Genomic DNA, 25,386 nt, shown 5'->3' with positions numbered 1-25,386 from the left:
CAGGTCTCGGTGGTCCGGCGACGACCATATTCGAGTAATGACTGCCCAAGGGAATGCCGAACACCTAAACTCGCGGAGATGTCCCATTCGGCGGAGAGGGTGAACGGTCATCCATAACTCTGGAGCAGGTCAACGGCAGAGCGCGTCCTTCGAGGCAGGACGCTCGCGAATGAGCAACGTGACGCGTTATCTGTGCGCCGCGGCATACCTGGACGGTGCTTTCCGGGCGAAAGTCCTGACCGAATCCCTGCATGACGAGTTTCGCGCCGTCCCGCCCTCGTACGGCGGTTTCGACCTCGCTCCGGTCATCCACCATTGCCGGCGATCCAGGACCATCCTCCTGGTCCGCGACGTGCTGATCGTGCTGGTCCTCGCCGTCGGGTTCGGCACCGCGTTCTTCACCACGATCGCCTGGCTGACGACACTGACCCCCTTCGCGCTGCTCACCGCCGCGCGCGTCCGCCAAGGGCCCCTGCTCCTGCGCGGCCTGATCTGGGCGTGGGCCCTGTACTCCGCCTTCTTCTTCCTCCTCTCGGCCATGCTCCGGCCGTTCTTCGACCTGTTCACGCGGTCCGCTGGGCTCGGGGTTGCGGGTCTTGGAGGGACGGACGTCTACGGGCTGCCGAGTACGCCCTCCCCGCTCGTCGACGTCACCGGTTCCTTCCTCGGCACGCTGGCCGTGCCGCTCGCCACGCTCGGCGTCGCGGTCGGGTACCGCATCGCGACGTACATGACGCTCGCCGGCAGCCTCAAACCGGGCGCCGCCGAGCCCATGACCGAGGCGAGCCACCCCAAGGTCGCGCGCCGCCTCGACTACATCCGCAGGGCGCAGTGGGGCAACATCACGATGTACGCCAACGAGGACGCCTTCATGGGGGCCGGCACCATCCAGCGCGTGTGGTCCATCGCCGTCGAGCTCGACAGGGTGCGCGGCGCGGACGCGGCCGCCACGGGTCGCAGGCAGTCCAGGCCGGTCGACATAGACCCGCTGGAGCTGCACGGATTCGTGCGGGGCCGGCTCGTCGAGATGCGCGACGGCGTGCTGCGCGCCAACGAGAGCGTCGAGCGGCTCGACATCGGCGACCACGTCGTGAGCCGCGGGGCGTTCACCACGACCGACTGGCGGAGCGGGCGGCCCGCCCATCCCCTGATCGACCAGAGCGGCCTGCCGCGCCACCACGCCACCCCCGAGGAGATCGCGGCGATCATCCGCCACCCGCAGGGCGGGGTCCGGTACTACCAGCGGGTGACGATCAGCGGCGTCGGCCAGGAGATCCGCGACGCGTCCGGGAAGCTGGTGGCTCCGGCGGAGGACCAGGAGGCGCTCACCTCCGCCTTCATCCATCTGGCGGTCGAAGGGCGCATGCTGTACACGCAGTTCGTGGTCACGGTCCTGCCTCCCGCCGACGATCTGTACCACGTCGTCGACCGGCTTCCGGCCATGACCGTGCCCCGCATCGCCTGGGAGGCCGTCCGGGCGCTCAAGCTGCACCTGTTGCGCGACGTGCTCGCGGCGCCCGTGCGGCTGGTCCGCGCGGCCTGGCAGTCGGCGGTCCAGGGCATGACCGCGCCCAACCCCGCCGACCACCTCGTCTACCAGTACGGCGCCCACTTCAGCGCGCGGGAGCTCGGGGCGAGCCAGGGGCTGCAGACCCACATCCAGGCGCTGGACGCCGCCAAGTACACCAAGCTGATCGAGCAGCGGCTGACCGAGGCCGTCCTGGACTTCCTGGAGCAGCGCGGCGTGGACACCGGCGCCTACCGCCTGCAGGCCGCCGGGGTCACCATGCACACGGCGTACACGATGCACGTCGGCGACGGCGGCATCGTGAGCGGGCCCGTGAGCTTCGGCCCGAACGGGTCCGCGACCGTCAACAACCTGCTCCAGCCGACCGGCTGACGGGCGAAGGGGAGTGCCGTGGGTACGGAGTACGGCGGCGTCCATGTCGCGGTGGCGCGATCAACGGCCCGGTCGTGTTCGGCGACCACGCGAGCGCGACGGTCAACAACTTCGGCGCGCCGGCCGGGTCACGGGAGGCCGTCGCGGCGTGAGAAACACCGGCACGGCCGTGAACAAAAGACGGGGAGGGCTCGTCCAACCTGTCATGAAGCATGCCCGTAACGTGTGGCGAGTCCCCTTCCTGGCCATCGCGGCGGCATTGGCGGTGATGGCCTCGGCCGCCTGCGGCGCGCCCGCGTCCGCCGCCCAGGTGTCCGCCGGACGGTGCCGTACCGCGGCCCTCGCGGCGCGCGTCGGCGCGGTCGACCCCGGTGCGGGTCAGCGCTACGCCCCGCTGGTGCTCACGAACAGGTCCGCCCGCGCCTGCCGGCTGTACGGGTTCCCCGGTCTCATCATGATCGACGGCAGGGGCGATGTGCTGCGCACGAGAACGCGCAGGGACGCCGTCCGCCCGGTGGGTGTCACCCTGCGGCCCGGCGCCTCGGCGCACGCCAAGATGCACTGGACCGTGGTGCCGGCCGGAGGCGAGACCCGGTGCCCGCAGGCCGCCCGCCTCATCATCCTGCCGCCCGACGAGGTCGGCGCGCACCTGGAGATCCCGTTCACGGGGGCGCCCTGCGACGACGGGCGCATCGACGTCTCACCGATGGCGGCGGGCGCCCGTCTCTGACCGGCGCGGGTGAGGGGCCGGCCGTCGAGGATCAGCGATGGAAGACGCCCAGCATGAGGCAGATGAGGAGAAGCACACCTCCGGCGATGAGCAATGCGATGGGTAGTGGTGGCACGTCCACGTCTGTCCTGGCTCCCGGTTTTCCGACGGACCCTACTGGCAGGTAAAGATAAGCACAGGGCCGTAGGCGGTGAGGCGGAAATCGGGATCGATCGGCCCGCGAATCGATCTTGAGGAACTCCTGCCGGTGGCACCGCTCCCACTTAGTAGGCTGTTGTGGTGCTAGCGATCGACCGGGTGAGGATGGCGTTCACCGACCGTCACGGAGGCGTGAGCGCCGGTCCGTACGGCACCAGGAACCTCGGCGGCTCGGTCGGCGACGATCCCGCGGCGGTGGCCGAGAACCGTGCCCTGACCGCGAGGGAGTTCGGGCTGGACCCCCGCGAGGTCGTGTTCATGCGGCAGGTCCACGGCCGTGACGTCGGCTACGTGACCGAGCCGTTCGGCGGCGATCCGCCCTCCCTCGACGGCGTCCTCACCGACCGGCCGGGCCTCGGCCTGGCCGTGCTCGCCGCCGACTGCGCCCCCGTCCTGCTCGCCGACCCGGTCAAGGGCCTGGTGGGCGGGGCCCATTCGGGACGGGTCGGCACGGCGGCCGGGGTGGTGCCCGAGCTGGTGGCGGCGATGCGCGCCCGCGGCGCGGACCACCTGGTCGCCCTCGTCGGCCCGCTGGCGTGCGGGGCGTGTTACGAGGTGTCCGAGGCGCTGCGCGAGGAGGTCGCGGAGGTCCTCCCCGAGACGTGGTCGGCCACCCGCCACGGCACCCCGGCGCTCGACCTGCGGGCGGGCATCACCGCCCAGCTCGCGCGCGCGGGGGTGGACGACGTCCGGCACGACGAGCGCTGCACGATCGAGACCGGCGACCTCTACTCCCATCGCAGGGAGCGGCTGACCGGGAGGTTCGCCGGGTACGTCTGGCTCGCCGCCGACGCCTGACCCCGTCCGGCGACTGCCGCCGCGCCCGTCCCCGCTGCCCGCCGGGTCCGGCCGGCCCGGCTGGCAGCGGTCCTGATCGGCGTGACCAGCGCCAGGCCGCAGAGGACGGCGGCGGCCCCGAGCATCGGGGCCGGTCCCGGGACGAAGCCGGTGACCGTCAGCGTGAGCAGGCCCGCGCCCGCCAGGGCCGTGGCCGCCGCCGCCCTCGCCCGGCCGACGGTCGCGCCCGCGGCCGAGGGCGGCTCCTCGAAACGCGCGAAGAGCCTGATCAGCGGCCCTACGACCAGCACGAGCGCGGCGAGCCAGATCGGCCATCCGGCGAGCCAGGCGACGCCGCCGGGTGCGGGGGTGGCGATGCCCAGGGCCACGACCGCCACGCCCGCGACCACGAACAGCGCGCTCATGTGCCAGAGGTAGACCGTCATCATGCGCGGGCCGGCCCAGGCCATGGCGCGCGCGACGGCGGGCCTCGCGGCCAGCCGGACCAGGCGCGGGCGCAGCAGCATCGCCAGGCCGATCTGGCCGAAGGCCACCGCGAGCAGCGCCGTGGTCGGCGGCGCCATGTTGGACACCGCCGCGCCCGGCATCCCGATCATGCTGCCCGGGTACGGGCCGAAGGCCACCAGCGCCGCCGCCACGGCGAAGCCGCCGGCCGCCATCAGCCGGAACCCGGCGAGCCGCCCGCTCGCGTAGAGGAAGCCGAGCTGGTGCACCGCGAGCCACACCAGGCCGACGTTGAGGAACCCGGCCGGCTCGAAACCGTTGAACCGCACCACGTCCACCACGATCGCCCCCGCGGCGAGGACGGCGGGGACCCGCCCGCCGTACCGCTCGCCGAGGCGGAGCAGCACCGGGGTGAGCGCGACCGCGACCAGGTAGATCGCGAGGAACCAGAGCAGCTGACCGGCCAGGCGGGCGGCCGTCTCGACCGGCTGCGCGGGAAGGCCGAGCGCGAGCAGCAGGTGGGGGAGGGGGATCCACACCGCCGCCAGCGGCAGCACCGGCCAGGCCAGGCGGCGCACGCGCCCGGCGAGCCAGAGCGGCTCGGCGAGCCCGCGTGCCTGGTGCGAGCGGTGGCTGATCGCGTTGGCGGCCCCGCCGGCGAAGAAGACCAGGGGCATGACCTGGCTGAGCCAGGTGATCGCGAAGGCGCCGGGAGCGGTGAGGGCGTTGCCCGTGGCGATCCGGCCGTGGTCGAAGGACAGGACCGGGATGCTCCAATGCTCCAGCACCACCACGGCGATGCCGAACAGGCGCAGCAGGTCGATGAAGACGTCCCGGCCGGGGCGGGGGTGACGGACGGGAGCGGCGGCCGGACGGGCGTTGCCGCCACCGGTCACCTCGGCTCCGGGGGCGGTCAGGGGGCTGTCGAGCAGGGCCGGCACGGCGCACCTCGTATCGTCGGAGGGAGAGCGGGAAGCCCGGACGGCCGGTGGCCGGATCGCCCGGAAGGTCGCACGGATCGGACCATCCGAGATTCCCGCCGGAAGGCGTGCCGGCGCAGTGACGGATACGGGTGTTTCGCAGGCGGACGAGGTGACCACCGGCGGTAGGGCGGGCCCTACCATCGCCATGCCTGCCCACGGGCTCGAACGGGCCGGGCCGGGCCTCGTAGCTTTGTCGCCATGAGAACCCTCTTGAAGCGTCTCGGCAGCGACACGCGATACACCTTGCTCGGGCTGCCCCTCGCCATCTTGAGCTTCAGCCTGCTGGTCGCCGGGTTGTCGGCTGGGCTCGGCACCCTCGTGGTGTGGGTCGGCCTGCCCATCCTGACCGTGACGCTGCTGGCCGCCCGGGGGTTCGCCGACGTCGAGCGGCGCTGGCTGCCTGAGATCCTCGGCCGGCCGGTCGCCCGCCCGCGCTACAAGAAGGCGCCGGAGTCGGCCGGATGGGCGCGCCGCCTGGTCCAGCCGCTCGTCAACGGCCAGTCCTGGCTGGACCTGATGCACGGCATCGTGGTGTTCCCCATCGCGATCGTCACGTTCGTGGTGACCGTGACGTGGTGGGCGGTGACCGTGGCCGGGCTGCTCTACCCGCTGTACGGCTGGATCACCTCGGGCATCCCCGGCAACACCCAGCTGCCCGAGCTGCTCGGCCTGGGCGAGGGGTACCTGCTGGACAGCGTGTTCTATCTGGTGCTCGGCGCGGTCTTCGGGATCACGCTGCCGGGCATCGTCCGGGGCGCCGCCCTGATCCAGGCCGGGCTCGGCAGGGCGCTGCTCACCGGCGTGGCCGAGTTGCACGACCGCATCGACGACCTCACCGAGGGCCGGGCGGCCGCGGTGTCGGCCGAGGCCAGCGCGCTTCGCAAGCTGGAGCGCGACATCCATGACGGGCCGCAGCAGCGCCTTGTGTACCTGGCGATGGAGCTGTCCCGGGCGCAGCGCCAGCTCCAGAAGGACCCGCAGGCCGCGCACGCGACCCTGTCGGAGGCGATCACCGCGACCCGTGAGACGCTGGACGAGCTGCGGGCGCTCTCGCGGGGCATCGCGCCGCCGATCCTGAGTGACCGCGGCCTGGCTCCCGCGATCGCCGCCCTCGCCGGCCGGTGCACGGTCCCGGTCGAGCTGGACGTGCAGACCGTCGAGAGGTACACCGCCGTGGTGGAGAACACCGTCTACTACGTGGCCGCCGAGACGCTGACCAACATCGCCAAGCACAGCCGGGCGCAGCTGTGCACGCTGTCGCTCTCCCGCACCGGTGACGCGCTGCTGCTGTCGATCGGCGATGATGGGGTCGGCGGCGCACACGTCGCCAAGGGGCACGGCCTGGCGGGGCTTGCCGACCGGCTGCGCGCTGTGGACGGCGAGCTGGTCGTCCAGTCTCCGGCCGGCGGGCCGACGTTGATCGTTGCGGAGGTGCCGTGCGCGTAGTCGTGGCCGATGACGCCGTTCTCATCAGAGCCGGTCTGGTGAGGCTGCTGGAGGAGTTCGGCTGCGAGGTGGTGGACGCCGTGGGCGACGGGGACGCCCTTGTGGCCTCGGTCGCGGCCCACCGGCCGGACATCTCCGTGGTGGACGTCCGGATGCCGCCGAGCTTCACCGACGAGGGCCTGCGCGCCGCCGTCGAGGCCCGGCGCCGGGTGCCGGGCACGCCGGTCATGATCCTCTCGCAGTACGTCGAGGTCTCCTATGCCGACGACCTGCTCGCCGACGCCCGGGGCGCGGTCGGTTACCTGCTGAAGGACCGCGTGGCCGACGTGGAGGAGTTCCTCGACGGGCTGCGGCGGGTGGCCTCCGGAGGCACTGTGTTCGACCCCCAGGTGGTGGCCCAGCTGATGGTGCGACGTCGCCGTGACGACCCGCTGGCCTCGCTCACGCCGAGGGAGCGCGAGGTGCTCGGGCTGATGGCCGAGGGCAAGTCCAACCCCGCGATCGGCCGCCAGCTGGTCATCACCGACGGGGCCGTGGAGAAGCACGTGCGGAGCATCTTCAACAAGCTCGGCCTGTACGCCGACGACGGCGACCAGCATCGCCGGGTGCTCGCCGTGCTGACCTACCTGCGCTCCTGACCGCGGGCGCCCGGCGGTCGCCGGGCCGGCTCAGCCGGGGACGATCACGGTGATCGAGGACAGGACGCGGCGGAAACCGAGACGCTCGTACACCCGGCGCGCCTGGTTGCCGTCGGTCACGGCGAGCCCGAGGGCGGGCAGGCCGTGCAGGGTGGCGAGCGCCAGTGCGCGGCGCAGCATGACGGCGCCGAGGCCGGCGTACCGGGGGCGGGGGTCGCGGAAGACGTCGAGGATCCACGGGCCGCCGAACGGCGGCTCGCCGTTCAGATCGGCGACCAGCACCCCGGCCGCCACCCCGTCGTCCCGCAGGAGCAGGCCGCCGCAGGGGAGCAGCGGCCCGTAGGACTCCCCGGCGAGCATCGGCGCGAGGTCGAGCTCCAGGGCTGCGGTGTCGCCGCCGGCGTTGTGGTCGGGATGCTCGGGCGGGTAGGCGGCGCGCCAGGCGGGGAAGACCTCGGCGGCCGGTATCGCGTCGCAGGCGACGACGCCGTAGCCGGTCTCGGCCCACTCCGGCGGGGCCGGGTCGGCGCGCAGGTCGCGGGACAGGACGTGGGCGTGCCGCAGGAGCCGTCCGCCGGCGGCGAGCAGCCGGCGGCCGAGGTCCTCGTCGCCGGAGACGACCCAGCCCGGCATCTCGCGCAGGATCACCTCGACCGCCCCGGGGCCGAGCACCTCCGCGAGGTCGGCGTAGGGGCGGCCGGCGCGGGTGCCCTCGACGTAGCTGAGCACCGGGCGGCCGGTGGGATCGGTGACCGTCCTGCGGCTGAGAGTCTCCACATCGTCAAACGTTAGAGCGGCACGAGGGGGTGAGCCACCCGTTTTTCTGGGCGTTGTGAGGGTATTAGGTGATATTTGTCCCGTTCGTCGGTGGTATTTACTCCCCGATGCTTGAGGATTCAACCGCACCGAATTTCTGTAACGTTCTGGTACCGACGAGGCTGCAGAGGCGCTATGGTGATCGCGCGCGCAAATGTCCCGATAGATCCCGGTAGGCACCCAGCGGCACGTTGTCCGGTTTATGCCGGTACCGCGTTATCTGGCGGAGGACGGGATGAAAGAAACGCGACATCGACGAGCTCCGCAACGGTCTCGATCACGGGCCCCAATCGTGGTCGGACTGTTCACGTCCACGTCGCTTCTGGCGGGAACCGCTCTCTTCGGAGCGTCGGTCCTCGCCTCTGTACAGGCTTTTCTCATCTTCTACGCGGGGGTGTTCGCTCTCCTTGGACTGACTGGAACGGTGGTCGTCGGACTCGCCGCCACCGATCGGATCGTTCTCGCGGTACGTCACCGCGTCTTCATGCAGGATCTGCACCGCGCGTTCGCCGTCTTCGCCGTCGGCTTTCTGATCACGCACATCATCCTGCAGATAAACCGGGGCCGTGTGCTCCCCGCTGACGCGTTCCTGCCCTTCAGCGGGTCCGGCTTCGCGGTCGGCCTCGGCACCATCGCCGCCGATGTGATGATCCTGGTGGCCGCCACCGGGGCCTTCCGCGGACGGTTCGTCGGCATGCGCTGGCCATGGATGTGGCGGGCCCTGCACGTGACGGCCTACCTCTCCTGGCCCGTCGCCATCGTGCACGGGCTGACGGCCGGCCGGCCGGCCGCGGACTGGGTGACCCTGAGCTATGTCGGCTCCCTCGCCGCGGTCGGGTTCGCTCTGCTCGTCCGGATGGTCGTGACCGTCGGGCCCAGAGACGGCGCCCCCGCCGGCGTCCGCCAGGGCAACGCCGGGCGCAAGGCCGAGCAGATCCGCGTCGATGACGTGTTCGACGAGGAGTTCTGGGTCACGTTGAGAAAGGAGGTACGGCGATGACCACGTACGGAGTGCCGGACGTGTTCAGGATCGGGCCAGGCCGCCTCACCGCCGGCCTCGACAGCTCGCCGAGGCTCGACTACGACACCCACCGGCGGGTGCACGGCCGCATGCCGCGGCTGCCGATCGACGACCTGATCGCCCTGGCCGAGCTGGGAGACCTGCGCGGCCGGGGCGGGGCGGGCTTCCCGTTCGCCCGCAAGCTCAGAGCGGTGATCGACTCCGCGGGCCGCCGAGGGGCGCCCATCACGGTGGTCGTGAACGCCACCGAGGGCGAGCCCGCGGCGCACAAGGACAAGGTGCTGCTCACCAGGGCCCCGCACCTCATCCTGGACGGCGCCGACCTGGTGGCCAGGGCGCTCTCGGCCGTGGAGATCGTCGTGGGCGTGGCCCACGGCGGCCCCGGTGAGCGCTCGCTGCTGAACGCCATACACGAGCGGGGCATGACCGACACCGTCAGGGTCGTCCGCATGCCCGACCGCTTCATCTCCGGTGAGGGCGGGGCGCTCGTGCGGGGCATCAACGGCGAGCGGCCGATCCCGCCCGGCCGCAAGGTGCGCTCCAGCGACAGCGGCGTGGGCGGGATGCCCACCATGCTGTCCAACGCCGAGACCTACGCCCAGCTGGCCCTCATGGCCATGCTCGGGGTCGACATGTACTCCTCGGTCGGCCTGGCCTCGGAGCCGGGGACGGTGCTGCTCAGCGTCACCGGCTCGGCCCGGCGGCCGGCGGTCGTGGAGACCCCGACGGGGGTGCGGCTGCGCGAGGTCCTCGATCTGTGCGACGCCACGGTCGGCCAGGGCGTGCTGCTCGGCGGCTACCACGGCAAGTGGATGACCCCCGAGGCCGTGGAGCGCGCCGAGGTCTCCCGGGCCGGGTTCGAGGCGCTCGGCGGAGCCCTCGGCGCGGGCATCGTCGTCCCGCTCGGCTGGGAGTCCTGCCCGCTCGGCGAGACGGCCAGGGTCGCCAGGTACATGGCGGGCCAGAGCGCCGGGCAGTGCGGGCCCTGCTACATGGGGCTGCCCGACCTGGCGCAGGCGTTCGGCGCGCTGGCGGACGGCAACGGCCACATCGAGGCGGTGCAGCGGGCCGCCGCGACGATGAAGGGCAGGGGGGCCTGCGGCCACCCCGACGGCACCGCGCGGTTCGTGCTGTCCGCCATCGACGTGTTCGCCGAGGACATCATGACGCACGCGGCGTACGGCACCTGCGGCCTGCCGGTCCGCGGCGTGCTGCCGTTGCCCGCGGAGACGTCGGTCCGTGCCGCCGAGGCGCAGCTCATCCTCGACTGGTCGCGGTGCGAGGGGCATGGCCTGTGCTCACTGGTCGTGCCGGAGCTGATCAGCCTCGACCAGCACGGTTATCCGGTGGTGAGCACCGCGTCCGTGCCGCCCCGGCTGGAGGGCGAAGCGCGCAGGGCCATCGAGATGTGCCCTGCGCTCGCCCTGCGGCTCACCCCCGCGCCGACCGAGAGCAGGCGATAGGAGATAGAAGGATCAGGCCGTCAGGCGACGGGGATCTCCAGCAGGCGGACCCCGTCGTCCCTGCGCACCTCGAAACGGACGATGTCGCTCTTGGCCAGGGCGGTGCCGCCCGTCAGCCGCAGCGGATCGGGATGTCCCGAGACGCCGTACCCCTCCCCGGGGGGTATCCGCCAGCCGGAGACCACGTCGGTGTCCCCCGAGCGGGAGACCGCGATCAGGCTGCAGCGCTCGGGGCCCCGCACGCCGGCCAGCTGGAAGGCCACCTCGGTGCCCCAGCCCTTGGCGACCAGGCCCACCGACCCGCTCACTCCGGTGTCGGGGCTGGTGCCCTCCTTGATCTCCCCGGCGACGGAGCCGCCGGGAGTGGCGGCGGCGACCGGCGCGGAGTTCGCGTGCGGCCACAGCAGCTGCGAGGTCGCCGCGCCGGTGACGCCGACGACCAGGGCGGCCGCGACGCCGAGCAGCAGGGCACGGCGACGGCGCGCGCGGCTCTCGGCGAGGTCGTCGCGCGACCTGCCGTCAGAGGGCTCGGACGCGGCGTGCCGGTGGGCGGGAGCGGAGCGCCGGCGCGGCTGAGGTGACCAAAGGTCCCTGATCACACCGTCGGGGAAGGGGGCGTTGCCGTTGTGGGACGCGCCGTTCACGGCGGCGGGCACCGCGCCGTTGGCTCTGTAGCCGGCTCCCGTGCCGTTGACCGTGCCCCGGGCCGCGCCGTTCACCGTCCCCTTCATACCGCGCTTGATCACATCCAGCGCGTCGGGCAGCTCGTACATGTCCCGCAGCTCGTCCTGGCAGCTCGGGCAGTCGAGCAGGTGGCGATCGAACGCCTCGGAGTCCTCCTTGTTGAGGACTCCGAGAATGTAGGCGGCCACCTCGACGTGAGGGGGTGAATCCATCAGACCGGTCACCCCCTCTCCTTCATCGTCTTCTGGAGGGCGCGAAGCGCGTAGTACACCCGGGACTTGACCGTCCCCGGCGGAACTCCCAGCACTTCTGCCGCTTCATTGATCGTACGGTCGTGGAGGTAGGTCTGCACGAGCGCCTCCCGGTGTTCCTCCGAGAGGCTGTACAGGGCCTCCGATACCACCATCGCCGACAGCATCGGCTCGGAGCCGTCGGGAATGGCCACGCTGTCGAGCCTGTCAGGTTCGACCTCCTGTGGACGCACGGAACGCTGACGGTGGGCGTCGATGACGATCCTGCGGGCCACGGTCATCAGCCATGCCCACAGGAGGCCTGGCTCTCTGTTCAGTTTCCCCGCGTTCCGCCACGCGCGGAAGACCGTCTCCTGGACGACATCCTCTGCCCATTGCTGGTCGCCTCCCGTCAATCTGCGCACATTGCGGAGGAGGGGGCCGCCGAACTCTCGGTAGAGCGTCGTGACCAACTGCTCTTCGGAGTCGTCGTGCGTTTCCTCCGGTCGGGACCGGACGCTGCGATGACGCTGCACAGCCACATGGTGGCAGTGGATCACCGGTCGCGTGAGCAAATCTCGCAACTTCTGTAAAAATCGGAAATCTCGTCACAGGCGTTGAACCGGTCCCCGTGGACCGCCGTACTTCCCCCTGACAAGCGCGCCCGAGGGATCACGGGACACGAAGGGGAGAGAGCATTCGGTGAACCGAGTTCAATTGAGGTCGATGCGGCTCGTCGAGGTTCTCGCCGCGCTCGCCTTCCTGGTCATCGCCACCGTCACGGTATTCATGATCGCGCCGAACGCCATCCTGTCGGCGAGCGGAGCCTCACCCGCCGATTTCACCGACACCGAATCGGGCCCGCTCGGGCCGGCCGACCGCGATTTCCTGGTCAAGGTCCGGCAGGCGGGGCTGTGGGAGATCCCGACCGGGCAGCAGGCGCAGGATCGGGCCGGCAGCGCCCGGGTCAAGGAGGTCGGGCTGCAGCTCGCCGCCGACCACACCAAACTGGACGATCAGGTCCGTGCGCTGGCCGCCAAGCTGAACGTCCCGCTGCCCAGCACGCCCAACTCCGACCAGCAGGGGTGGATGGCCGAGCTGTCCACCAAGACCGGCGCCGACTACGACAAGACGTTCGCCGACCGGCTCCGCTTCGCCCACGGCAAGGTGTTCCAGGCGGTCGCGGTGGTCCGCGCCGGCACCAAGAACTCCGAGATCAGGGCGTTCGCGCAGGTCGCGGTCGATGTGGTGATGAAGCACATGACGCTGCTCGAGAGCACCGGCAAGGTCGACTTCGCCGCCCTTCCCACGCCCCCGCCTCCCTCCCCTAACCCCTCCAAATAGGGGACGAAGGCGTCCAGCGACCATCCGCTTCTCCGTCTGCACCACCGGGCGACCGCGACCCGCGCTCGCCCACCCCCCGGGGCCGGCGGCCGATCGGCGGAGGATCCACCTCCTCCTCAACCGATCGGCCGCCTCGGGGTTTCCGCCTCACCCCGGTCCGTAGACGTCCCAGAGTTGACCGACGAAGAACCTCCCGAACCGGGCCAGCGCGGCGACGCCGTGCGGCCCCTCGGTGTGGAAGCTCTTCAGCGTCGCCGCGAGGTCCATGGGCTGGATGTGCAGCGTCCCCGCGCCGGCCACCTCCGCCTCCTGGTCCTCGCCCTCCGGCACGTGACCCCGCAGCAACCGCGTGAACAGGGTCGAGGTGTCGAGCCACAGCCTCGTGGCGGGCCCGTGATGAACGTCCTTCCAGCCGACGAGCGTGTGCGGGCGGTCGTCGCCGTCGGTGAACCAGAGCCGGTAACGCATCTCGCGCCGGTCCGGTGCGTCGCCGGGCGCGAACAGGTTGAACCAGCCCCGCTCCACCGGACGCCGGCCACCGCCGAAGGCGGTGTCCACCCACCCTTCGGCCCGGGCGAGGTGCTCGGGCTCGGCCAGGAACCGGTCCAGGTCCTGGATGGAGATGGTGAGCCGGAACGAGCACCGGCCGCCGTGCGACCGCCCGGTGCTGTCACCCGATCGCGGATCGGTCACCCCGAGGGAGACGTAACCCGCCATCTCCTCGGTGAACGAGAGCGAGGTGCGGCCGGCCGGATCGCCGGCCACGAGGCTTCGCGCCTCATCGGACGGGTCTGGCTGCACCTGTCCGGTTTCCACGGTCATGCGAGCCTGTCCTTCTTTCCTGTGTTGTGTCGCCACAGGCCGTTGTTCCAGAAGCCGGGTGCTCATGCGGTCGGCCAGCGCCGCGATCGTCAGGGACGGGTTGGCGCCCACAGGGCCCGGCAGGGCGGCACCGTCGGCGATGAACAGGCCGGGATGGTCGAACACCTCGCCGTAGGCGTCGCAGACGCCCTCGCCGGGGTGGCGCCCCATCGGCACGCCGCCGAGCGGATGCACCGTGATGATGCGTTTCCCGAGCCAGGCGGGCATGTCGGAGTGCTCGGCCCCGAGCACGTCGGCGATGCGCCGCATGGTCGCGCGTAACCGGTCGAAATGCTCCTCGCTCGCCTCCGGACTCCATTCGACGTCGAGCCTGCCGCCGCGCAGCCGCAGCTCGCCGTCCGGAACGTCCCTGCCCATGCCGAGCAGGGGAAGGGAACTCGCAGACAGCTCTCCGCGGCCGACCAGGCCGGCGATCTCGGCGGAGAGGTTGGCGTCGCGGGTGACGAACGCGCGGAGCCGCTCGGCGACGAAACGGGCGGCGCGCCCGATCTCGTGGCCCACGTCCGAGCCCTCCACCAGCCAGTCGATGAAGGCCGGATACCCGCCGTCCTGGATGTAGGCGCCGCGGCCGGTCCCATCGGCGCCGTCCACCTCGTCGGCCAGCCGGATCGCGCTGGTGATCACCGGCCCCCGGCTCGCGTTGATCGGCCGCGTGCGGCTGCGGTCCTTGGCCCGCAGCAGGAACGCGAGCAGGTCGCCGTTGCCGGAGAAGCGGGTGCCGAGCGTCCCGCTCAGCCCCGGCAGGCTCGCGCGGCTCTTCAGCAGCAGGTAGGTCGTGCCGTACGTGCCCGCGGCCAGCACCAGGCGGTCGCAGGAGATGCCGCCGGACTCGGCGGACTCGTCGTGGCGTACGTAGTCGACCTCGTAGCCGCCGCCCTGGCGCGGCCGGATCGCGCGCGCCGAGTGGAGCGTGCGCAGGTCGGCGCCGTGGTGGCGGGCCGCGGAGAGATAGGTGTGGTCCAGGCTGTTCTTGGCGCCGTCGTTGCAGCCGATGTCGCACTCGCCGCACAGGCGGCAGGTCCTGCGGGTGACGCCGTGCAGGTTGCCGTACGGGGCGGCGGCGATGGGCAGCCCGAGGCCGGGCTCGGCGTCCCGGCGCGGCGCGAAGCTGACCGCCAGCGGCGGCAGCCGCCAGTCCAGCCCCAGCTCGGCGGCGGCGTCCTGCATGGCCCTGGTCTTGGCGGTGTCCTCGTAGGCGGGATGGTCCAGCGGGTAGGGCGAGACGCCCAGCATCCGCTCCACCTCGTCGTAGTGCGGGTCGAGCTCGGCCCGCGTCACCGGCCACGACTCGTACCCGCCCGCGGCGAGCGGCTCCTCGTGGACGAACCAGTGCTCGTCCTTGCGGAGCATCACGTTGGCGTAGATGAGCGAGCCGCCGCCGAGGCCGCTCGCGACCACCGAGTCGCAGCCGCCGAAGCTCCACACGTCGTACATGCCGTACAGACCCTCGTCCGGGTCCCAGAACGCCTTGCCGATCTCGGCGGGACTGCGCGGGAACGTGCCCGGTGCGAAGGCACGGCCCCGCTCCAGCACCACCACCGACAGCCCCGCCGAGGCCAGCCGGTACGCCGCGACGGCCCCCCCGAACCCGGACCCCACCACCACGGCGTCCACATGCTCTGTGGCTGTGTTCATTGCGCTCGCTCCGCTCGCGCGGTGCCCGAGCACTTTCATCTGGTTCATTTTGGTTCAGCCGGCGTGGCGCTTGAGGAAGTCGAGGATGCGCGGGAAGACGTCCACGTGGGCGTTCTTGCCGATGAGCGGGTCGATGTGGCCGTACCCGGGCAGGACGTGCAGTTCGTGGCGGCCGGGGGCGCGCTCGGACAGGATCCGGTGGCAGACGATGTTGGAGTCGGTGAACACGTCGTTGTGGTCCCCGGTCAGGAACAACACGGGGGTCTCGACTTGGCCGGCCCCGGCCAGGTAGTCGTCCGGCAGGGCGGCGTGGGGGAGGCTGCCGGGGTCGCACTTCACGGCTCGCCCGGCCCGCACCATCTTGTTGATGTGCCGGTAGTAGTTGACGTCGGCCGCTCCGTTCAGGTCGGCGAGCCGCTCATGGACGTGGGTCTCCCGCGCGAGGTTGCCGTGGCGGTACATCGCCGGACGGCCGCTGCCCCACATGAAGCTCTGCATGTGGCAGGCGGGCTCGCGGCACTCGGGATGGAACAGCGAGACCAGCCGGGACATCAGCCAGCGCCGGGTCAGCGGCGGGGCGTCGTGGAAGCGCGGGTCGATGTAGCTCAGGCCGAAGCCGTACTCCAGCATGGCCGGCCCCATGCGGAGCTTGACGCGGGCCCAGGCGGGGACCCGCGGGGTCAGCCCCACGCTGTTGGCGACCATGCTCGTGACGCCCTCGACGGCTCCGCCGAACAGGCTCATCTGGAACGACACCGACCCCAGGCAGTGCGCTATGACGTGGATCCGCCGTGCCCCAACGTGACGGCGGAGTTCCCTCATGGCTGCCGGATGATCGTAGGCGGCGATGTCGTCCAGAGTCTGCCGCCGGGTCTCCATGTTGTACGGGAACCGGTTGCTCATGCGGAAGTCGAGCGTCCAGACGTCGCCGAAGCCGCTGTCCAGCAGGAAGCTCACGAGATTGCGGTGCTCCGGCATGATGAACATGTCGCTGGAGGACGTCAGCCCGTGGATCAGCAACACGACGTCGTCCGACTCCGCCGCGTGGAACCGCGTCAGCGTCAGACCGAGCTCGTCCTCGGTCGGGAAGGGATGCACCGACACCTCGGCGCCCGACACGCCTTCAAGCGTGTACCGCGGTATGCGGTGCTCCATCTGACCGTCCTCCTGCTTGTGACCCGGTCCAACAATGCCAACCGCCCGGCGGCCGCGGCATCGTGGAAACCCCGTACATGAACCGGGGAACCCCGTATCGCGCGCAGGGGTCCGGTAGGTGTGAGCGGCATCAAGGGCCACGGTTCAGCTTGGTGGCCACGCCGACGCGCGAGCCGACGCCGAGCTTGGCGAAGACGTGGGACAGGTGGGTCTCGACGGTGCGGACGCTGAGGAAGAGCTGCTCGGCGATCTGCTGGTTGGTCAGGCCGCCGGCCACCAGGGTGGCGATCTCCAGCTCCCTGGGCGACAGCCCGTACGGCGCGGCGCCCTGCGCGGGCCCGCCGGTCTTGGCCGAGGTGGCGACGCGCACGCCGAGACGCCGCTGCTCACGCACGGCCTGCCCCGCGAGCGCCCGCGCGCCGCACTCCCGGAAGATCTCGACGGCCGCGCGCATGTGCTCGCGCGCCATGCGGCGCTCGCCCGCGTCGCCGTGGGCCAGGCCGGCCACCAGCAGCGCCCTGCCGGCGTCCAGCCTGCGCTCGCCGGCGGTGAGCAGGGTGGCCGCCTCGATGGCGAGGGCGGCGGCGGTCGCGGGGTCCGACCGGCGCAGCGCGTGGGCGCGGGCGAGCGGGATGAGGCCGGAGAACACCGGCAGCTGGGGATGGGCGAGGCCGGCGGCCCGCTCGGCCCACCCGATCGCCTCGTCCTGGCGGCCGCGGGCGACCTCGACCTGGGCGAGCAGTTCGGCGCTGGCCAGCAGCGTGCCCCGGTCCAGGCGCGGGTTGGCGAACCCGGCGCAGGCGTCCACGATGACCTGCGACCCCTCTTCCGGGCGACCGGCGAGGACCAGCGCCACGCCGCGGGCGTGCCTGGCCATGTCGCCCCACGCCTCGCCGGCGCCGACGCCCACCTGGACGGCCTCCTCGCCGGCGCGCAGGCCGGACTCGTGGTCGCCGGACCAGGCGCCGGCCAGGCACAGCTGGGTCAGCGCGAACACGAGCTGCTGGCCCGACTCCAGCAGCCGGGCCCCCTCGACCGACTCCTCGACGGTCGCCAGCGCCTCGGGGAGCCTGCCCAGCAGGACCAGCGTCTTGGCCTTGCCGGCGAGCAGGTTGGTCAGGATGTAGGTCTGGCCGGTGGACCGGGCGACGGCGGCGGCGCGCTCGAAGTGCCGCAGCGCCACCGAGTAGCGTCCCATGTTCGTCTCGGCCCAGCACAGCCAGGCGACGGCGTCCAGCCACTCGGCCAAGTGCTCGTCCAGGGCCGAGGTGACGAGCCGGTCGGCGGCGTCGGCGCTGCGCAGCGCGTCGCCCATCCGCCCGGCCGCGTAGGCGGGCATCGGCCGCAGCGCCGCGACCGCCATCGCCAGGTCGGGTTCCCAGTCGTCGCCGGAGTCGGGCATGAGGTCCAAGACGGCCTGCGCGGCACGGAAGTCGACCCGCATCATGCTCTCCGCGACCAGCCGCATCCGCAGGGGGATGGCGGCGGCGGCCCGGGGATGGGGCATCCGCCGCAGCTCGTCCAGCAGCAGGGCACGCGCCTCGTGGGGCCGGTCGAGCTGCCGTTCCATCAGCGCGCAGATGCGCGCGGCCTTGGCCCGCCGCGCATGGTCGTCGGCGGGCAGGAGACGGAGCACCTCGCGGGCGGTGTCGCGGCCCTCGGTGAGCCGGCCGCTGACGCCCTGGGCCCGGCTGAGCTCCAGCAGCAGCTCCAGGCGGTCCTCCAGGGTGCCCGGCTCGTCGGGCATGAGGTCCAGTGCCTTGCGCAACCAGTGGGCGGCGGTGACCGGCGCCTGCGGGGCGACCGTCCGGGCCGCCTCGATCAGGGTGGAGATCGCGCGCTGGTCGCCGAAGGAACCCGAGCGCTCGAAGTGGTGGGCCTGCACGGTGGCGGGCGCGCCGAGCGTGGCCAGGTGGCCGGCGAGCCGGGCGTGCGCGGCGAGCTGCCAGCCCGCCGCCGAGGACTCGTAGGCCGCCTGCCGCACCAGGGGATGGCGGAAGCGGAACCGCCCGGTGGCGGCGGGGCGGACGATGTCGCGCGCGACCAGCTCGTCGAGGGCCTCCAGCGCCGCGGCCTCGGAGACCTGCGCGGTGACCGCGGCCAGCGCGGGCTCGAACTCGTCAGCGGTCACCGCCGCCGCCTGGGCGACCAGCAGCGAGCCGGGGGACAGGTCGCCGAGTTCCACCTGGAGCGCGGCGCGCACGGTGGGGGGCAGCTCGCTGACCTCCAGCCGGCCCATGCGGGCGAGCGCCTCCAGGTAGAAGGGGTTGCCGCCGCTGGCCTCGTACAGCGCGCGACCGCGGGTGCGGCTGACGTGCGAGCCGAGGAACTCCGCGACCTCGGCCCGGTCGAGCGGTCCCACCGTGACCTGCCGTCCTCGCGCCCCCGCGGCCGTGACGAGGGCCGCCAGGCGCGGGGTGACCTGCGCGGGCCGGTAGCCGACGGCGACGAGCACCCGGCCGCGCGGCGGATGGCGTACCAGGTGGTCGAGGAACTCCGCCGAGCTGTCGTCGGCCCAGTGCACGTCGTCGAGGATCAGCGCGAGCCCGGCCGGGGCGGCCAGTTCGTCGATGAGCTGCCGCAGCGCGCGGTAGAGCCGGTAGCGCACCATGCCGCTCTGGTCGTCGGCGTCGGCGCCGCCGGGCTCGTCCGGCATCTTGGCCGCGAGGGCGGGGAACACCGCGGCGAGCCGGTGGGCCTGCCCGGTGCCGAGCCGGTCGGACAGATCGTCGCGCCGCGCCTCCAGGTGGTCGTCCAGGGCGTCGACCAGCACGCTGAACGGCATGATCTGCTCGAACTCGGCCGCCCTGCCCCACAGCGTGGTGAACCCGCGGCCGGCGGCGAGCGCCGCCAGCTCGGCGAGCAGCCGCGTCTTGCCCGCGCCGGGCTCGCCGACGACCGCGAGGAACTGGAACCCGCGGGCGAACGTCGCGTCGACCGTCTGGGTGAAGGACTCCAGGGCGTCCTGCCGGCCGACGAGCGGGGCTTCGCCGGTGAGGGCCGTGTCCGCGCCCTCGCCGAATGGCGGAGTCTCACCACTGTTCATGTCTTGTACCCCACAGCGCGACGGAACACCAGGAACAGCCGCGCCGCAATCCAATTCCGACAGGGACTTGACGCGGGACCCCGCGAGGGTCGCGGCGTTCACGGTCGAGGGCTCACCACGCGGACGCCCTCGGAGGATGATTTTGTCGCAAAATCGGCTGGTGGCGAGCCGATCAGGCCGATCAGACCTTTTCTCCGCAAAACGCGCGCGCTATGCCCCGATGAGTTACGCTTTTGTGGCGTTATTGGCAAAGTCTGTGCTGGGCTCCTCACGGTGCGGCGGGTCGAGCGATCGCAGGCCGTACATGGCGATCTCGACCCCTCTGCGGGCCGCCGCCCACATGAGATCGGGAGGGTCGCCCCGGTCCCTGCTGACCATCGCCGCCTGCTTCGCCGCCCCCACGAACGCGCCGATGGCGGCGCCGGCCTCGACCGGGTCGAGCTCGCCCGGATAGGCCCGCAGCAGCGCGTCGGCCAGCTCGCGCTGGACGTCGAAGAGCAGATGCAGGGCACGTCCCCGCAGCGCGGGGACGGACATGATGAGCCGCGTGCGCGCGGGCGCCAGCTCCCGGGCGAGCTCGACGTCCTCGCTGTCGAAGCGCAGCGCCGCCGCCGCGACGCGCATCAGCAGCTCCGCCACCGGCTCGCCGGGCCGGCGGCCGGCCATCACGGCGAGCGCGCCGTCGACCCGTGCGCGGGTGTCGAAGAACACCACGTCTTCCTTGCCGGCGAAATAGCTGAAGAACGTGCGGGTGGAGACGTCGGCGGCCGCCGCTATCTCGGCCAGCGTCGTCTCGTCGTAGCCCTGCCGCTCGAACAGGCACACGGCGGTCTCGATGAGCGTGCGGCGCGTGCGGAGTTTCTTGAGCTCCCGCAATCCAGGACCACCGGCCATGTCGGAACTTTACTACAACGGACAACTAATTTCATCCGTTGCAATTTCGGAGAGGGTACTGTTTTCTGTGAGGACAGGAACGACATCCGGTTGCCGAAGGCTGTCAAGTCCGAGGAGTGCGTCATGACCAACGCCCTGCCCCAGCCCGTCACCCTTCCCCTGTCCCGCGAGAACCGCGTCGACCCGCCGCAAGACCTGCGACGATGGCGCGAGGAGGGCCCGTTACGGCCCATGCTCTACGCCGACGGCCACGTCGGCTGGCTCGTCACCGGATACTCCGCCGTGCGGTCCGTGCTCGCCGACTCCCGCTTCAGCACCCGTCTGGAACTGCTGCACCCGCCGATCAGCCAGCGGCTCCAGCAGGCCAAAAAGCGCCCGGGGTTCTTCCTCCGCGAGGACCCGCCCGAGCACACCCGCTTCCGCAAGCTGCTGACCGGCCAGTTCACCGTCCGCCGCATGAAGCAGCTCGAACCGAGGATCCAGAAGATCACCGAGGACCGGCTGGACGCGATGGAGCGCGGCGGCCCGCCCGCCGACCTGGTGCGGGACTTCGCGCTGCCGATCCCCTCGCTGGTGATCTGCGAGCTGCTGGGCGTGCCGTACGCCGACCACGACCGGTTCCAGCGCGACTCCTCCACCCTGCTCAACCTGGACACGACGCCGGAACAGGCGCAGGAGGCGATCGAAGGCCTGGCCACCTACCTGTACGGCCTGGTCGTGCGCAAGCGCTCCGAGCCGGACGACGCCCTCATCAGCGGCCTGGTCTCGACCGGAGAGCTCGACGACACCGAGATCACCGGCGTGGCGATGCTCCTGCTCATCGCCGGCCACGAGACCACGGCCAACATGCTCGCGCTCGGCACCTACACGCTCCTGCAGAACCCCGAGCAGCTCGCCGCCCTTCGCGAGGACCCCTCGCTCACCGAGAGCACCGTCGAGGAGCTGCTGCGCTACCTGACCATCGTGCATCTCGGCCCGGTCAGGACGGCGCTGGAGGACGTCGAGGTGGAGGGGTACATGGTCAAGGCCGGCGAGTCGGTGACGCTCTCGCTCCAGGCGGCGAACCGCGACCCCGAGCGCTTCGAGGACCCCGATACGCTGGACATCAGACGGCAGGCCATGGGGCACCTGTCCTTCGGCCACGGCATCCACCAGTGTCTCGGCCAGCAGCTCGCCCGCATCGAGATGCGCATCGGATACCCTGCCCTGCTGCGGCGCTTCCCGGGCCTGCGGCTCGCCATACCCGCCGAGGATGTGGCGATGCGTTCCAACATGGCGATCTACGGCGTGCACCGGCTGCCGGTGGCCTGGTAGGAGGATTCTCTGCCCATGCGGATCAAAGCCGATACCGAGCGCTGCATCGGAGCGGGCATGTGCGCGCTCACCGCTCCGAAGGTCTTCGACCAGAGCGAAGAGGACGGCACCGTGCTGCTGCTCGCCGGGGAACCGTCCCCGGAGGACGAGGCGGCGGTCCGCCGCGCCGTGCAGGTGTGCCCGTCCGGCGCGCTGTCCATCTCGTGAGGGCTCCGGTGTCCATCTCGTGATCGGCTACGGCATGGGCATCGTGTGCTCTCCGGGCGGCATCGAATGCCCATCCGGCATGGGCTGCCCGGAGGGCATGGTGTGCCCTTCCGGCATCGGCTCGCCGGGCGCCATGGTGTGCTCCTGCGGCATGGGCTGCCCGGACGGCATCGTGTGGCCGCCCTTCCTGACGGTCCCGCCGAGCGTCGCGCGGAAGGGCTCCAGCATCTCCGTGGTGTTGCCGAGGACGATCCAGCGCGTGCCGACGAGGTAGGCGCCGCCGTAGCTCAGCGCGTCGTCCAGCCACTCCTGCTTGCCCTTTTCGGTCGCGAACGTCGTGACCGAGTACTGGCCCTTGGACGTCTTGCACACGCCCTGCCGCAGCTCCTCGGCGTCGACCTGCATCTGGGGGGCTGCGCAGCCGGTCTTGGCGGCGATCTCCTCGACGGTGGCCGGGCCGCCGGCGGCGGCCTGCGCGCCAGCGCAGCCGGCCAGCGCGCACAGTGTGACGGCGGCGCCGAGCAGCGCCGCCACCCGGGGGATCACGGCGCCGCCGTCTCGATGTTCCCGCCGACCTTCTCGCTGAAGGACTGCAACACGCCCGGGTCGTTCCCGGCGATGACCCAGCGGGTGCCCACCAGGTAGTTGCCGCCCCACTTCTTGGCCTCCTCCAGCCACTCCTGCTTGCCCTTGTCGGTGGCGAACGTCGTCACGGTGTACTGGCCCTTGTCGGTCTTGCACACGCCCTGCCGCAGCTCGTCCGCGTCGGTCTGGACCTGGGGCTTCTTGCAGCCGGTCTTGGTGGCGAGCTGCTTGAGGGTGGCGGGCGGGCCCGCTTGGGCGGCGGGGGCGGCGGCCGCGGCGGGGACGGTATCGCCCGACTCGCCGCCGCCGCATCCCGTGGCGAGCGCGAGCGTGAGAACGGCCCCGAGAAGTGCGGTCACGCGCGTTGCCGCCTGCGTGGTGAGGCTTGGGCGTCCCATGGAGATCTCCCATCAGTGTGCGGTGCAGAAGTCACCGTCAGCGGGTACGCGCGGCGCGCGCGTTCGGTTCATCGCGGTCGCGTCGCGGTGTCGTCGCCGCGCCGGGACGGGCGGGGGAGGGGAGGCCGTCGCCTCCCCGGGGCACGGACCGCGCCGCGTCCGGATTCCGGCGGAAGTTTCCGGGCGGAACGTCGAACTGTTCCGGACTCCCCCGCGTACCTCGTGGCGATGGGGCACCAAACAATGCCGCCATGAGCACGTACTCCGGGAGGAGTTCTAGTGATCGGAAATCAGCACAGACGGCGGTTCAGGCCCGTCCTGAGTTTCCTTGCCCTGGGTGGGGCGGGGGTCGGCCTCGTCGTGGCGAGCCTGTCCCCGGCTGGGCAGGTGCCGAGCCGGGACGTGTCGCTGTCGGCCCTCACCGTCAGCGCCGCCTCACGCCTCGCCGGCACGACCGCGGCCCCGACGGTGAACTGCCCGTCGGTCGCGGACCAGCTTCCCGATGTCCCCGCCGCCGCGGCGGCGGAGGTGAACCGGAACCTGGCCCTGCTCGACACGCAGATCGCCGAGGCGAACCGGCGGCTGGCCGCCACCCAGGGGCAAGGCGGCAGTAACTTCGTGCGGAACGCGATCCTCAACCCCTTGAGGGACAAGCGCCTCGCCACCGTGAACAGGATCGCGACGGTCATCAGCCGGGTCGCGGAACGTCCGGACGGCTTGCAGGCACTCGCCACCTGTGGCGTGAGCACCGGTGCGGCCAGTGGGGGCCAGTCGCAGAGCCCCGAGCCCTCCGCCTCCGCCTCCGCCTCCGCCTCCGCGTCCGCGGATCCTTCCGCGTCCGCCGAGCCCTCCGCCGAGCCCAGCGCGTCGGCGAGCGCGGCCGCGGGCAACGCGGCGGTGCGCACGGTGAACTGCCCGTCGGTGGCCGACAAGCTGCCGCAGATTCCCGCGGTCGCGTCCGCGCAGGTCAAGCGTGACCTGACGACGCTCGACCAGCAGATCGCCCAGGCGAACCAGCGGCTGGCCAGGATCGGCGCCCGCGCGAGCAACAACCTGATCCGCAACGCGGTGCTGAACCCGCTGAGGATCGCGCGCTCGTTCGTCATCAACCGCATCGCGAGCACGCTGCGGCGCGCCGGCGCCCAGGCCAACGGCCTGCAGGGGCTGGCGACGTGCGCGCTGCAGAACGGCGCGGGCGGTGGGCAGTCGCCCTCGCCGAACCCCACGGCCACCGCGACCGACGATCCCTCCGCATCCCCGTCCCCCAGCGGCAGCGCCGACCCCTCAGCGAGCCCGACCGCTTCGGCTTCTCCCTCGCCGAGCGCCACGGCGACCGGCGGCGCGACCGGGCCCTCGCCCGACGACTTCGTCGACATCCGCAACGTGCAGCCCAACGTCAACCGTCCCGCCGACGGGCCGCAAGCCTCCAAGGGCACCTTCGTGTCCCGGTGCGGGCGCAACGAGAACGGCCACTTCAACTCCGACAATGTCATCGTCGCGCCTGGGGTGACCAACGGCGCCCACCACGTGCACGACTACGTGGGCAACCTGGACACCAGTGGCTTCTCGACCAACGACAGCCTGCAGGCCGCCGGTACGACCTGCTCCAACGGCGACAAGTCCACCCACTACTGGCCGGTGGTGCGCCTGCAGAACGGGCAGGAGAACGACGCGAACAAGGCCGGTGGCGGCCTCGACGGCAACATCGGCAAGATCGTGCGCCCGGCGTCGGTCACGCTGACGCTCAGGGGCAACCCGACCAGCAAGGTCGTCGGGATGCCGACGTTCCTGCGCATCATCACCGGTGACGCCAAGTCGTTCACCAACGGGCCGACGAACGCCAACGCCAGCTGGTCGTGCACCGGGTTCGAGAACCGGCAGCTGAAGGACAAGTACCCGATCTGCCCGCGCGGCAGCCAGGTCGTGCGGACCTTCAAGTTCCAGAGCTGCTGGGACGGCAAGAACACCGACAGCGCCAACCACCGCACCCACGTCACCTTCGCGGCGGCGGACGGATCGTGCCCGAACGGGTTCCAGGCCATTCCGGCCCTGGAGCAGCGCATCACCTACAACCTGCCTCCCGGCCCGGGCTTCGCCGTCGACAGCTTCCCCGAGCAGCTGCACAAGCCGATCACCGACCACGGCGACTTCATCAACGTGATGCCGGAGGCGCTGATGAAGCAGGCGGTCAACTGCATCAACGGCGGCAGGCGCTGCGGCTGACCTGAGACCGGGCACCGGATCCGATCGGGCCGGGCGCGCGCAAGGCGCCGCCCCGCGAGACCCATCTCGCGGGGCGGCGCCCGCTTTTCGCCCGGACACAGGGCCGGGCTTGCCCGGCCGGGACCGTCGCGGTCTCCGGGCAGGCGACGCCGGCGGATCCTAGTAGTCGTCGTCCCAGTCGTCGTCCCAGTCATCGTCATCGTAGTCGCCGCCCCGGCGGAGGCCAGGAGCCGCCGCGGTGAGCAGGGCTGCAGTGAGCAGAACACCGGTGGCGATGAGTCGTCTGAGCATGAGAATCACTCCGTAACCAGATCCTTGGTGACCCTGGTGGATGTGCCCTGGGCCTGCGGAG

At 71.7% G+C, this 25,386-nt stretch carries 22 protein-coding genes; 11 read left to right on the top strand and 11 right to left on the bottom strand.

Annotated features, from left to right (window positions below; genetic code table 11):
* The first annotated feature begins 169 nt into the window (after positions 1 to 169).
* From MYF83_RS26395 to pgeF, 3 genes are all read left to right on the top strand, one after another.
* The gene (locus MYF83_RS26395) at positions 170 to 1,900 is read left to right on the top strand and encodes an AbeC-like domain-containing protein (RefSeq protein WP_248963406.1); all 1,731 of its coding nucleotides are present in this window, start codon (positions 170 to 172) and stop codon (positions 1,898 to 1,900) included.
* Between the two features lie 223 nt (positions 1,901 to 2,123).
* Entirely contained in the window at positions 2,124 to 2,630 is a 507-nt protein-coding gene (locus MYF83_RS26390; RefSeq protein ID WP_248963405.1) for a DUF4232 domain-containing protein, read from the top strand.
* 303 nt (positions 2,631 to 2,933) lie between these two features.
* Positions 2,934 to 3,626, top strand: a complete 693-nt coding sequence (pgeF, locus tag MYF83_RS26385; RefSeq protein WP_248963464.1) for a peptidoglycan editing factor PgeF — start codon at positions 2,934 to 2,936, stop codon at positions 3,624 to 3,626.
* Here the strand turns inward: pgeF and MYF83_RS26380 are convergent.
* On the bottom strand, positions 3,557 to 5,011 hold the full coding sequence (locus MYF83_RS26380; protein WP_248963404.1) for an acyltransferase family protein: 1,455 nt from the start codon (positions 5,009 to 5,011) through the stop codon (positions 3,557 to 3,559). The two genes, pgeF and MYF83_RS26380, sit on opposite strands and share 70 nt — an antisense overlap.
* 240 nt (positions 5,012 to 5,251) lie before the next feature.
* On the opposite strand from MYF83_RS26380, the gene MYF83_RS26375 reads away from it, so the two are divergent.
* Together MYF83_RS26375 and MYF83_RS26370 are read left to right on the top strand one after the other, a co-directional pair.
* A complete protein-coding gene (locus MYF83_RS26375) occupies positions 5,252 to 6,499 on the top strand; it encodes a sensor histidine kinase (RefSeq protein ID WP_248963403.1) in 1,248 nt (415 codons plus the stop codon).
* Complete coding sequence (locus MYF83_RS26370) at positions 6,490 to 7,137, top strand: response regulator (RefSeq protein ID WP_248963402.1); 648 nt, start codon at positions 6,490 to 6,492, stop codon at positions 7,135 to 7,137. Before MYF83_RS26375 ends, MYF83_RS26370 begins: the two co-directional genes overlap by 10 nt.
* A 30-nt stretch (positions 7,138 to 7,167) precedes the next feature.
* On the opposite strand, the gene MYF83_RS43910 is transcribed toward MYF83_RS26370, so the two are convergent.
* Positions 7,168 to 7,914, bottom strand: a complete 747-nt coding sequence (locus tag MYF83_RS43910) for a GNAT family N-acetyltransferase (protein WP_248963401.1) — start codon at positions 7,912 to 7,914, stop codon at positions 7,168 to 7,170.
* Between the two features lie 463 nt (positions 7,915 to 8,377).
* On the opposite strand from MYF83_RS43910, the gene MYF83_RS26360 reads away from it, so the two are divergent.
* A complete protein-coding gene (locus tag MYF83_RS26360; RefSeq protein WP_248963400.1) occupies positions 8,378 to 8,953 on the top strand; it encodes a hypothetical protein in 576 nt (191 codons plus the stop codon).
* A complete protein-coding gene (locus MYF83_RS26355) occupies positions 8,950 to 10,437 on the top strand; it encodes an NADH-quinone oxidoreductase subunit NuoF family protein (RefSeq protein ID WP_248963399.1) in 1,488 nt (495 codons plus the stop codon). The genes MYF83_RS26360 and MYF83_RS26355 overlap by 4 nt, the downstream gene beginning before the upstream one ends.
* Before the next feature lie 20 nt (positions 10,438 to 10,457).
* Here MYF83_RS26355 and MYF83_RS26350 read toward each other — a convergent pair whose 3' ends face one another.
* A complete protein-coding gene (locus MYF83_RS26350) occupies positions 10,458 to 11,345 on the bottom strand; it encodes an anti-sigma factor family protein (protein ID WP_248963398.1) in 888 nt (295 codons plus the stop codon).
* On the bottom strand, positions 11,342 to 11,824 hold the full coding sequence (locus tag MYF83_RS26345; protein ID WP_248963397.1) for a sigma-70 family RNA polymerase sigma factor: 483 nt from the start codon (positions 11,822 to 11,824) through the stop codon (positions 11,342 to 11,344). The genes MYF83_RS26350 and MYF83_RS26345 overlap by 4 nt, the downstream gene beginning before the upstream one ends.
* 253 nt (positions 11,825 to 12,077) lie before the next feature.
* Between MYF83_RS26345 and MYF83_RS26340 the strand changes: the two genes are divergently transcribed.
* The gene (locus MYF83_RS26340) at positions 12,078 to 12,695 is read left to right on the top strand and encodes a DUF4142 domain-containing protein (protein ID WP_248963396.1); all 618 of its coding nucleotides are present in this window, start codon (positions 12,078 to 12,080) and stop codon (positions 12,693 to 12,695) included.
* Positions 12,696 to 12,842: 147 nt separating this feature from the next.
* Here the strand turns inward: MYF83_RS26340 and MYF83_RS26335 are convergent, their stop codons facing one another.
* The 4 genes from MYF83_RS26335 to MYF83_RS26320 form a co-directional block, all read right to left on the bottom strand.
* Entirely contained in the window at positions 12,843 to 15,212 is a 2,370-nt protein-coding gene (locus MYF83_RS26335; protein ID WP_248963395.1) for an FAD-dependent oxidoreductase, read from the bottom strand.
* A 54-nt stretch (positions 15,213 to 15,266) separates the two neighbouring features.
* Positions 15,267 to 16,367 (bottom strand): alpha/beta fold hydrolase, encoded by a 1,101-nt coding sequence (locus MYF83_RS26330; RefSeq protein ID WP_248963394.1) that lies wholly within the window; start codon positions 16,365 to 16,367, stop codon positions 15,267 to 15,269.
* A gap of 130 nt (positions 16,368 to 16,497) precedes the next feature.
* Positions 16,498 to 19,413, bottom strand: a complete 2,916-nt coding sequence (locus MYF83_RS26325; protein WP_248963393.1) for an ATP-binding protein — start codon at positions 19,411 to 19,413, stop codon at positions 16,498 to 16,500.
* Between the two features lie 225 nt (positions 19,414 to 19,638).
* Positions 19,639 to 20,307, bottom strand: a complete 669-nt coding sequence (locus MYF83_RS26320) for a TetR/AcrR family transcriptional regulator (RefSeq protein ID WP_248963392.1) — start codon at positions 20,305 to 20,307, stop codon at positions 19,639 to 19,641.
* Between the two features lie 123 nt (positions 20,308 to 20,430).
* Here MYF83_RS26320 and MYF83_RS26315 point away from each other — a divergent pair, with 123 nt between their 5' ends.
* Together MYF83_RS26315 and MYF83_RS26310 are read left to right on the top strand one after the other, a co-directional pair.
* Complete coding sequence (locus MYF83_RS26315; protein WP_248963391.1) at positions 20,431 to 21,621, top strand: cytochrome P450; 1,191 nt, start codon at positions 20,431 to 20,433, stop codon at positions 21,619 to 21,621.
* A gap of 15 nt (positions 21,622 to 21,636) precedes the next feature.
* Positions 21,637 to 21,828, top strand: a complete 192-nt coding sequence (locus tag MYF83_RS26310) for a ferredoxin (RefSeq protein ID WP_248963390.1) — start codon at positions 21,637 to 21,639, stop codon at positions 21,826 to 21,828.
* Between the two features lie 27 nt (positions 21,829 to 21,855).
* Here MYF83_RS26310 and MYF83_RS26305 read toward each other — a convergent pair whose 3' ends face one another.
* A complete protein-coding gene (locus MYF83_RS26305) occupies positions 21,856 to 22,374 on the bottom strand; it encodes a hypothetical protein (protein WP_248963389.1) in 519 nt (172 codons plus the stop codon).
* On the bottom strand, positions 22,371 to 22,811 hold the full coding sequence (locus MYF83_RS26300) for a hypothetical protein (RefSeq protein ID WP_248963388.1): 441 nt from the start codon (positions 22,809 to 22,811) through the stop codon (positions 22,371 to 22,373). Before MYF83_RS26300 ends, MYF83_RS26305 begins: the two co-directional genes overlap by 4 nt.
* Before the next feature lie 279 nt (positions 22,812 to 23,090).
* Here MYF83_RS26300 and MYF83_RS26295 point away from each other — a divergent pair, with 279 nt between their 5' ends.
* Complete coding sequence (locus MYF83_RS26295; protein ID WP_248963387.1) at positions 23,091 to 25,034, top strand: DUF1996 domain-containing protein; 1,944 nt, start codon at positions 23,091 to 23,093, stop codon at positions 25,032 to 25,034.
* 159 nt (positions 25,035 to 25,193) lie between these two features.
* Here MYF83_RS26295 and MYF83_RS43045 read toward each other — a convergent pair whose 3' ends face one another.
* Positions 25,194 to 25,325: a hypothetical protein gene (locus MYF83_RS43045; RefSeq protein ID WP_279340066.1), complete on the bottom strand. Its 132-nt coding sequence runs from the start codon at positions 25,323 to 25,325 to the stop codon at positions 25,194 to 25,196.
* Between the last annotated feature and the right edge of the window lie 61 nt (positions 25,326 to 25,386).

This window comes from Sphaerisporangium perillae (genome assembly GCF_023276435.1).
GTDB classification, from domain to species: Bacteria; Actinomycetota; Actinomycetes; order Streptosporangiales; family Streptosporangiaceae; genus Sphaerisporangium; species Sphaerisporangium perillae.
Note: the sequence above shows the minus strand (reverse complement) of the source record. Positions and strands in the feature narration are given on the sequence as shown.

Coding starts and splice junctions, on each gene's coding strand:
- MYF83_RS26395 (WP_248963406.1), top strand. CDS start 170: ATGAGCAACGTGACGCGTTATCTGTGCGCCGCGGCATACCTGGACGGT.
- pgeF (WP_248963464.1), top strand. CDS start 2,934: ATGGCGTTCACCGACCGTCACGGAGGCGTGAGCGCCGGTCCGTACGGC.
- MYF83_RS26375 (WP_248963403.1), top strand. CDS start 5,252: ATGAGAACCCTCTTGAAGCGTCTCGGCAGCGACACGCGATACACCTTG.
- MYF83_RS26355 (WP_248963399.1), top strand. CDS start 8,950: ATGACCACGTACGGAGTGCCGGACGTGTTCAGGATCGGGCCAGGCCGC.
- MYF83_RS26340 (WP_248963396.1), top strand. CDS start 12,078: ATGCGGCTCGTCGAGGTTCTCGCCGCGCTCGCCTTCCTGGTCATCGCC.
- MYF83_RS26335 (WP_248963395.1), bottom strand. CDS start 15,212: ATGAACACAGCCACAGAGCATGTGGACGCCGTGGTGGTGGGGTCCGGG.
- MYF83_RS26330 (WP_248963394.1), bottom strand. CDS start 16,367: ATGGAGCACCGCATACCGCGGTACACGCTTGAAGGCGTGTCGGGCGCC.
- MYF83_RS26325 (WP_248963393.1), bottom strand. CDS start 19,413: ATGAACAGTGGTGAGACTCCGCCATTCGGCGAGGGCGCGGACACGGCC.
- MYF83_RS26320 (WP_248963392.1), bottom strand. CDS start 20,307: ATGGCCGGTGGTCCTGGATTGCGGGAGCTCAAGAAACTCCGCACGCGC.
- MYF83_RS26315 (WP_248963391.1), top strand. CDS start 20,431: ATGACCAACGCCCTGCCCCAGCCCGTCACCCTTCCCCTGTCCCGCGAG.
- MYF83_RS26310 (WP_248963390.1), top strand. CDS start 21,637: ATGCGGATCAAAGCCGATACCGAGCGCTGCATCGGAGCGGGCATGTGC.
- MYF83_RS26300 (WP_248963388.1), bottom strand. CDS start 22,811: ATGGGACGCCCAAGCCTCACCACGCAGGCGGCAACGCGCGTGACCGCA.
- MYF83_RS43045 (WP_279340066.1), bottom strand. CDS start 25,325: ATGCTCAGACGACTCATCGCCACCGGTGTTCTGCTCACTGCAGCCCTG.